6 protein-coding genes are annotated in these 8,632 nt (G+C 72.3%); 5 read left to right on the forward strand and 1 reads right to left on the reverse strand.

Annotated elements, in window-relative coordinates; all coding sequences use genetic code 11:
• Positions 1-427: 427 nt before the first annotated feature.
• Positions 428-1,153 (reverse strand): FadR/GntR family transcriptional regulator, encoded by a 726-nt coding sequence (locus ACTIDRAF_RS0209190; RefSeq protein ID WP_016698441.1) that lies wholly within the window; start codon positions 1,151-1,153, stop codon positions 428-430.
• Between the two features lie 532 nt (positions 1,154-1,685).
• Here ACTIDRAF_RS0209190 and ACTIDRAF_RS0209195 point away from each other — a divergent pair.
• From ACTIDRAF_RS0209195 to ACTIDRAF_RS0209215, 5 genes are all read left to right on the forward strand, one after another.
• Complete coding sequence (locus ACTIDRAF_RS0209195; RefSeq protein WP_016698442.1) at positions 1,686-3,482, forward strand: gamma-glutamyltransferase family protein; 1,797 nt, start codon at positions 1,686-1,688, stop codon at positions 3,480-3,482.
• Between the two features lie 47 nt (positions 3,483-3,529).
• On the forward strand, positions 3,530-5,176 hold the full coding sequence (locus ACTIDRAF_RS0209200) for an ABC transporter substrate-binding protein (RefSeq protein ID WP_016698443.1): 1,647 nt from the start codon (positions 3,530-3,532) through the stop codon (positions 5,174-5,176).
• A gap of 1 nt (position 5,177) precedes the next feature.
• Positions 5,178-6,131 carry an ABC transporter permease gene (locus ACTIDRAF_RS0209205; RefSeq protein WP_016698444.1) on the forward strand — a complete coding sequence of 318 codons (954 nt, stop codon included), beginning with the start codon at positions 5,178-5,180 and terminating at the stop codon, positions 6,129-6,131.
• Positions 6,128-7,021 (forward strand): ABC transporter permease, encoded by an 894-nt coding sequence (locus tag ACTIDRAF_RS0209210; RefSeq protein ID WP_016698446.1) that lies wholly within the window; start codon positions 6,128-6,130, stop codon positions 7,019-7,021. Before ACTIDRAF_RS0209205 ends, ACTIDRAF_RS0209210 begins: the two co-directional genes overlap by 4 nt.
• Positions 7,018-8,632 (forward strand): dipeptide ABC transporter ATP-binding protein (locus ACTIDRAF_RS0209215; RefSeq protein WP_083886186.1); only part of this gene is annotated, 1,615 nt, incomplete at its 3' end. The genes ACTIDRAF_RS0209210 and ACTIDRAF_RS0209215, both read left to right, overlap by 4 nt.

Consider the following 8,632-nt stretch of genomic DNA (forward strand, 5'->3'; position numbering starts at 1 on the left):
CCACCGAGGACGTCGCCGCCGCCGCTGCCCGCCCAGGGCGGCTCGCGCGCGGCGCGTTCCGGGCGCCGGGACGCGGTGGTCGGTTCGCGCTGGCCGGACGCGCTGGAGCGGGCCGTCCCAGGGGAGGGGGTCCGAAACCATCAATCTAATTCGCCGCTTCAGTGGCAAATGAAACTAACGCTACCGGTGCGGGCGCTCCGACCACCACCCGGCCACGGCTCACCGGCCCACCACCCACATCCGGCCGCCGTTCCGCCGGCGGACGGTCACCCGCTCGCCCGGGGTCCTCCGGGGAGGCGGCGGAGCGTCCGCCCCACCGCAGCGGCGGTGACGCGTCCCGACGAACGGGCCGGTGACCCACACCGGTCACCGGTCGGACCCGCGCGGTGCGCAGGGCGCCCGCGTCCCCGTGCGACCTCCTCGCCGGTCAGGAGCCGGACGGCACCGGGTCGGCATCCCCGGCGTTGGCGGTGATCCGGCGCAGCACCGAGTCGATGTGGGCGGCGGTGGCGGCGCTCGCGCCCTCCGGATCGTGCCGTTCGATCGCCCGCAGGATCTCCCGGTGCTCCTCGATGGAGGACCGGCGCCGCGCCGCCGACACGAGGGACTCGTCCCTGCTCGCCTCGGTGATCTCGTGGACGCGGTCCAGCAGTCGCACCAGCAGCGGGTTGTGCGTGTACTGGGCGATCGCCCGGTGGAAGGTGCGGTCGAGATCGGCGAACCCCGCGGGCGTGGGGTCCCGGGTCATCTCGTCCACCAGACCCGCGAGCTGGGCGACGTTGGCCGGGGTGGCCCGCAGCGCCGCCCGCGCCGCCACCGGCGGCTCCACGCACGCCCGCACCTCCATGACCTGGAGCAGCTCGATCCGGTCGGCGTCCAGGCCCGAGGCCAACACCTCCCCGAAGCGGCTCGCGGTCGGGTCCAGGACCACGGTGCCGGAGCCGGGACGCCGGGCGACCAGCCCCCGCGAGGCCAGGTCCCGCAGTGCCTCGCGGACGGAACCCCGGGACACACCCAGGGCCGCGGCCAGCTCGCGCTCCGCCGGGACCCGGTCGCCCGGTCGCAGACTGCCGGTCAGGATCAGCCGTTCGATGTCGATGGCCAGGGTGTCCGGCCTCGACAGGCTCGGTCGCCGCAGGCGGTGCCAGTCCATCCTCACGCTCCCCAGGGTTGACCGGTGGCCCCGGACGCTACCGTCCTCCCGCGCGGCGCAACCTCGCCGTAACAGAGCGCTGGCAGGTCGGTGATCCGTCTGCTGTTGGCTCTTCGGAACCGCCCCGATGTGGAGTACGCTCGCTCGCCAACTGGTCCTACCAATGTACCAATCCAGTCGGTGTCGAATCCGCTACGGGATGTGGGAACACGTGATCGGAGACCCCGCGCACGGTTCCAGTGGCCCGCGACGCCGACCGGCCGGCGCGTTCGCCGCCCACCCGGAGGCGAACGGCGACCGACGCGGCGGACGAGGACGTCCCGAGGGCACGACCATGCCCGACCGGGCGAGGCGCCGACGCCGTCGCGACCCGACGGGCACCGGCACCGTCGTCGGAGCCCGAACCCACCCCTGTTCTTGGCGGGGGCGTTCCGGCGATGCTCGACGACGCGGACCCCGCCCACGACCGGACGGATTCGCGCCCTGGTGGACCAGCCACCCCCCACCCCCGCACCACGAAGGAGCCGACCAGGTGTTCACGACGAGACCGACGCTGCAGGGCACGCACGGCATGGTGTCCTCCACCCACTGGCTCGCCTCGGCCTCCGCGATGGCCGTGCTCGAGGACGGTGGGAACGCCTTCGACGCCGCCGTGGCGGCGGGTTTCGTGCTCCACGTCGTCGAACCACACCTCAACGGCCCCGCGGGCGAGGTGCCGATCATCCTCGCGCCCGCCGGTGGGCGACCGCGGGTCCTCGCCGGCCAGGGCCCCGCTCCCCAGGGAGCGACCATCGCGCACTACACGTCCCTCGGCCTCGACCTGGTACCAGGAACGGGACCGCTGGCGGCCGCCGTGCCCGCCGCCTTCGACGCCTGGATGGTGCTGCTGCGCGACCACGGCACCCGAGGGCTCGCCGACGTGTTGAAGTACGCGATCGGCTACGCCGAGCACGGCCACCCGGCGGTCGACCGGGTCGGCGCCACCGTCGAGACGGTCCGCGAGCTCTTCGAGACCGAATGGACCACCTCCGCCGAGGTCTACCTGCGAGGCGGCCGGGCGCCCCGTCCCGGCGAGCTGCTGCGCAACCCCGCCCTCGCCGCGACCTGGCGCCGGCTGGTGGCCGAGGCGGAGGCGGCCGGCACCGAACGGGAAACCCAGATCGAGGCGGCCCGCCGCGTGTGGCGGGAGGGCTTCATCGCCGAGGCACTGGCCGAGCAGGCCGCCATCCCCACCATGGACAGCTCGGGAGAACGGCACAGCGGCGTGCTGACCGGCTCCGACCTCGCCGCCTTCGAGGTCGGCTACGAGGACCCCGTCAGCCACGAGTGGAACGGGTGGACCGTCTGCAAGGCCGGACCCTGGAGCCAGGGCCCCGCCTTCCTCCAACAGCTCGCGCTGCTGCCCGAGGACCTCACCTACGACGGCCCGGACTACCACCACGTCCTCGTCGAAGGCACCAAACTCGCGATGGCCGACCGCGAGGCCTGGTACGGCGACGCCGCCGAGGTGCCCCTGGCCGAGCTCCTCTCACCCGGGTACAACGCCGAACGTCGCGCCCTCGTCGGTGAGACCGCCTCGTTCGAACTGCGACCCGGCAGCCCGGGCGGCCGCCGGCCGGTCCTCGGCGAGCACGTGCGCAAGGTCGCCGCCGGGGTGCCCGACGTCGCCGCCGGAGACGCCGGAGCGGGCGTGGGGGAACCCACCGTCGCCGACACCGGTGTCACCAGGGGTGACACCTGCCACCTCGACGTCGTCGACCGGTGGGGCAACCTGGTCGCCGCCACGCCCAGCGGCGGCTGGCTCCAGTCCAACCCGGTCGTCCCCAGCCTCGGGTTCCCCCTCGGGACCCGCCTCCAGATGGCGTGGCTGGAACCGGGACTGCCGAACTCGTTGACACCCGGGCGGCGGCCCCGCACCACCCTCACCCCCTCCCTCGCCCTGCGGGGTGGTGAGCCGGTGATGGCCTTCGGCACACCCGGTGGCGACCAGCAGGACCAGTGGAGCCTGCACTTCTTCCTCGCCGTCGCGCTGCGACGGCCGGTGCGGGGTGGCCTGGACCTCCAGGGCGCCATCGACGCACCCAACTGGCACACCGACAGCTTCCCCAGCTCCTTCTACCCCCGGGGGATGCGACCCGGCAGCGTCACCGTCGAATCCCGCCTCGGTGAGGCGGCCATCGCCGAGCTCCGCCGCCGGGGCCACGACGTGACCGTCGGCGGTCCCTGGTCCGAGGGCCGGCTGTGCGCCGTGGCGCGGGACCCGGAGACCGGTGTGCTGCTCGCCGGCGGCAACCCCCGGGGTATGCAGGGCTACGCGGTGGGGCGCTGACCGGCGGAGAACAGGCAACAGGAAACGGAAGGTGAGGTGAGGGGCGCGTGCCCTGGTCAAGCCCGAACGGGCGTCCCGGACGATGGCGGACCCTGGGGGTCGTCGTCACGGCCGGACTCGTGCTCGCCGGCTGCGCTCCGCTGGTGGAGCCGCAGACGGTGGTCAACGAGGAACGCAGCGGAGTCGACCTGCCCGTCAGGAAGGGCGGGGAGATCTCGGTGGCGCTCGACGCCGACCCCGACATCCTCGACCCCACGCTGTCCAGCACCCTCGTCGGTCGCCAGGTTTACACCAGCGTGTGCGAGAAGCTCTTCGATGTCGGCGAGAACCTGGAGATCGTCCCGCAGCTGGCGGCCGACCTCCCCGAGATCTCCGACGACGGGCTCGAGGTCACCATCCCGCTGCGGCGCGGTCTGCTGTTCAACGACGGCACCGAGCTCGACGCCCACGCGGTGAAGCGGAGCCTGGACCGGCACCGGGAACTGCCCGCGTCCCGCCGGGCCACCGAGCTGGAGAGCGTCCACTCCGTCGAGGTCGTCGACGACGACACCGTCCGGCTGCGGCTCCACCGCCCCTACGCGCCCCTCACCTCCATGCTCGCCGACCGCGCCGGCATGATCCTGTCCCCGACGGCGCTCGACGAACTCGCGGACGACTTCGGGCAGGCCCCCGTCTGCGTCGGACCGTTCCACGTCGTCGAACGGGTGGCGCAGGACCGGATCGTGGTCGAACGCAGCGAGCACTACTACGACGCCGACCTGGTCAACCTCGACCGCATCGTCTACCGGCCCATCCCCGATCCGACCATCAGGTTGGCGAACCTGCGGTCCGGCCAACTCGACGCGATGTGGAAGGTCTCCCCGGACGACCTGCCCGCCGTGTCCAACGAGGACGACATCATCCTGCTCAACCAGCCCTCCATCCAGTACATGGGCATGAGCGTCAACGTGATGAACACCGACGGCAACACCGCCGAACCCGGGCAGGTCGAGGGACCGCTCGCCGAGGACCCCCGGGTCCGGGAGGCGCTGGCGCTGTCCCTGGACCGCGACACCATCAACGAGGTCGTCTTCAGCGGGCTGCACCAACCCGCCTGCGGACCGATCCCGCCCTCCAGCGAGTTCGCCACCGAGGAAACCCAGGCCTGCCCGGAGCACGATCCGGAACGGGCCAGGGAACTGCTCGCCGAGGCCGGGGTCCAGACCCCGCTCCCCGTCGAACTGATGATCAGCAACGAGCCGCTCACCCTGCGGCTGGGGCAGGTCATCCAGGCGATGGCAGCCGAGGCGGGCTTCCAGGTCCGCCTGCGCCCCACCGAGTTCGCCGCCAGCATCGCCGAGGCCCAGTCCGGGAACTTCCAGACCTACATCTCCGGCTGGTCCGGTCGACCCGACCCGGACGGCAACATCGGGTCCTTCCACGTCCGCAGCGGCGCGAACAACTACAGCGGCCACTACACGCCGGAGACCGACGAGCTGATCCGCGAGGCCGCCGAGGAGACCGACCCCGAGCGCCGTCGGGACCTGTACTCCGAACTCGTACCGAAACTGCGCGACTTCAACAACATCATCTACCTGTACCGGGAACGCCTCTACGCCGCGCACACCACCGACCTCGCCGGTGTCCGCGTCTACCCGGACGGGTTGATGCGCTTCCGGGAGGCCGGGTACGTCGCCGAGGACGGTGAGGGCTGACATGGGACGCTACCTGCTGAACCGGCTGCTCCAGTCCCTGGTCACGCTGTTCCTGGTCTCCGTGGTGATCTTCGCCGGCGTCCGGGCGATGCCGGGTGACCCGGCGCTGCTCCTCGCCGGCGACGACCCCTCGCCGGAGACCGTGGCCGCGATCAACGAGCAGTACGGCTTCGACCGGGCCTGGCCGATCCAGTACCTCACCTGGGTCGGTCAGATGCTGCGGTGGGACTTCGGTGAGTCGATCCGCACCGGCATGCCGGTGTCGGAGACCATCCTCACCCGGCTGCCGGCCACCCTCGAACTGGCCGCGCTCAGCCTGCTCGTCGCCGCGCTCGTCGGCGTGCTCGCCGGGGTGGCCGCCGCCGTCCGACAGGGCCGGCCCACCGACTGGCTCGCCAACGGGGTCGCGCTGCTCGGGCTGTCCGTGCCCAACTTCTGGCTGGGCCTGATGGGGATCCTCGTCTTCGCCGTCGCACTCGGGTGGCTGCCGGCCTCCGGGTACGTGCCGTTCCTCGAGTCCCCGGCCGGCAACCTCGCCAGCATGGTGATGCCCGCGATCGTCCTCGGCACCGGTCTCGCCGCGATCATCCTCCGCCAGACCAGGTCGTCGATGATCGAGGCCTTGGGTTCGGACTACGTCCGCACGGCGCGGGCCAAGGGCATGACCCCACGCCGAGTGGTGGCCCACGCGCTGCGGAACAGCCTGATCACCGTGCTCACGATCCTCGGTCTGCAACTCGGCGCGCTGATCTCGGGGACCGTGGTGACCGAGCAGATCTTCGTGCTGCCCGGCTTCGGGCGGCTCATGGTCGAGTCCGTCTTCACCCGGGACTTCCCGGTGATCCAGGCGACCGTGATGGTCACCGCCGTCGGATACATCCTGGTGAACCTCGTCGTCGACCTGCTGTATTCGGTGGTCGACCCGCGGATCCGGGTGCAGGGAGGCGCACGATGACGACCGACGTCAACGCCACGACCCCGGCCTCCGGTACCGGAGCCGGCAGGGGCCAACGCGGGAGGGCGCTGCGCAGGCTGCGCCGGAACCCCGCCGGGATGGTCGGCCTGGTCCTGGTGGTCCTGCTGGTGCTCGCCGCGGCCTTCGCGCCGCTGCTCGCACCGGCCGACCCGGCCGCCGTCGACTTCGACCGCCTCCGGGAACAGCCGTCGGCGGCGGCGTGGTTGGGCACCGACGAGTTCGGTCGGGACCAGCTCTCCCGCGTCCTGTTCGGCCTGCGGTCCTCCCTGTTCGTCGGCGTCCTCGCGGTCCTGCTCGCCGTCGTCGTCGCGGTCCCGCTCGGCCTGGCCGCCGGCTACTACCGGCGATTCGTCGACCCGGTCGTCTCCCGGCTGACCGACACCATGCTGGCGTTCCCGTTCCTGGTGCTGGCGGTCGGACTGGCCGCGATCCTGGGGCCCTCGCTGCTGAACGCGGCGATCGCGATCGGGGTTTCCCAGGTTCCCAACATCATCCGGGTGATGCGCGGGGAGACGCTGCGGCTGGCCAACGAGAACTACATCGACGCCGCCGTCGCCGGCGGAGCCCACGACGGCGTGATCCTGTTCCGGCACATCCTGCCGAACTCGGTCAACGCCCTGCTCATCCAGGTGACGGTGGGCATTCCGGCGGCGATCCTCGGCGAGGCCGTGCTGTCGTTCCTGGGGCTGGGCGTGCAGCCGCCGACACCGTCGCTGGGTGTGATGCTCTCCAGCGCCCAGCCGTTCTTCGCGCAGGCACCCTGGCTCGCCCTGTTCCCCGGACTGGTGATCGTCGCGGCCACGCTGGCGTTCAACCTGCTCGGCGACGGGCTGCGTGACGCACTGGACCCGAAGGGACACCGCCGATGAGCAGGACAACCAGTGGAAGCGGTCACCAGGGGGTGGCGGAGGTGGAGCCGGTGCTGCGGCTGACCGACCTCTCCGTCGGGTTCCGCACCGAGGACGGACCCGTCCAGGCCACCACCGGTGTCGCGTTCGACGTGCGCCCGGGTGAGGTGCTCGCCGTCGTGGGGGAGTCGGGTTCCGGGAAGAGCGTCAGCGCGATGTCCCTGTTGGGACTGCTCCCCCCGGGCGCCACCGTCACGGGTTCGGCGACCCTCGCCGGTGAGGAACTCGTCGGGATGTCCGAGCGCCGGTTGCGGGACCTCCGGGGCAACGAGATCGCGATGATCTTCCAGGAGCCGATGACCTCGCTGAACCCGGTGTTCACCGTGGGGTGGCAGTTGGCGGAGGTGCTCCGCAAGCACCGCGGCCTGTCCAGGGCGGCGGCGCGCGAACGGGCTCGGGAACTGCTGGAGCTCGTCGGTATCCCCGAGCCGGGTCGCCGTCTCGACTCCTACCCCCACCAGATGTCCGGCGGGCAGCGGCAACGGGTCATGATCGCGATGGCGGTGGCCTGCGACCCGAGGGTGCTGGTCGCCGACGAACCGACCACAGCCCTGGACGTCACGGTGCAGGCCGAGATCCTGGACCTGCTGCGCGACCTCTGCCGGCGGTTGGGCACCGCGATCGTCCTGATCACCCACGACATGGGCGTCGTCGCCGACATCGCCGACCGGGTGGTGGTGATGCGCGGCGGGCAGGTCGTCGAGCGGGGTGATGTCCGCCAGGTCCTCACCTCCCCCCGCCACGAGTACACCGCGACCCTCCTCGCCGCCGTCCCCCACCTCGGGCGACCGGCGGCGGACGGACCGGGGGCGGCGGACGTGGAGCGGACATCGCCGTCCGCCCCGGAGCCGACCGGGAGCGGAACGCCTCCCACCTCCGGGAGCACCGAGGACGAGCCCGGGGCGACGGCACCGGTGGGGACGCCGGCGGTGACCACACCTCGTTCCGGTGGTCGGGCCGGCACCGGGGGCGCGGTGGAGGCCCCGCCGGCGTTGGAACTGCGGGACCTGGTCGTCGAGTACCAGCAGGTGCGGGCGGTGCGGGAGGTGTCGTTGACCGTGGGTACCGGCCAGGTGGTCGGACTCGTCGGGGAGTCGGGGTCGGGGAAGTCGACCGTCGGCCGGTGCGCCGCCGGCCTCCAGCGGCCGACCTCGGGCACCGTGCGGGTCGCAGGGCACGACATCACTGCCCTGTCGGCGCGGCGGCTGCGCCCGCTGCGCCGCGACTTCAGCATCGTGTTCCAGGACCCCGCCTCCTCGCTGAACCCCCGGATGACGATCGGCGAGTCCATCGCGGAACCGCTCCGGATGCACCGGGTGAGCCGGGGGGCGCGGTTGCGGGACCGGGTCGCCGAGCTGTTGGAGAGCGTGTCCCTGCGCGCCGACATGCACGGCCGGTACCCGCACGAACTGTCCGGCGGGCAACGGCAGCGGGTCAGCATCGCGCGGGCACTGGCGCTGGAGCCGAAACTGCTGATCGCCGACGAACCCACCAGCGCGTTGGACGTGTCGGTGCAGGCCAGCGTGCTGCGGCTCTTCGTCGACCTGCAACGGCGGCTGGGGTTCGCCCGCC

It is taken from the genome of Actinoalloteichus spitiensis RMV-1378 (assembly GCF_000239155.1).
Classification (GTDB): Bacteria; Actinomycetota; Actinomycetes; order Mycobacteriales; family Pseudonocardiaceae; genus Actinoalloteichus_B; species Actinoalloteichus_B spitiensis.